1 protein-coding gene is annotated in these 233 nt (G+C 69.1%); it reads right to left on the minus strand.

The annotated features are described in order from the left end of the window. A partial coding sequence (locus tag KUG43_RS16570) for a DUF4912 domain-containing protein (RefSeq protein ID WP_216910930.1) occupies positions 1–233 on the minus strand: 233 nt, incomplete at both ends.

Consider the following 233-nt stretch of genomic DNA (forward strand, 5'->3'; position numbering starts at 1 on the left):
ACAGGGGTGGGCAGGCTGGTGCTGCCGGAGGAGGGGAAGGCGTCGAGGGAGAAGGGAACGAACTGATCGAGGATCTGCTCGGAGGGATGCAGCGACGGCACCCGGGCGACCGAGGAGTAGGCCAGGGAGATCCAGCCGCCGCCGGCGCCCTTGCGGTAGCCGAGCTCGACCCTGTAGTCGCGGTCGGAGAGGGGAACGGGGAGGTACCACTCGGTGGCATGGCTGTCGACCAC

It is taken from the genome of Synechococcus sp. CCY 0621, assembly GCF_019038465.1.
Classification (GTDB): domain Bacteria; phylum Cyanobacteriota; class Cyanobacteriia; order PCC-6307; family Cyanobiaceae; genus Cyanobium.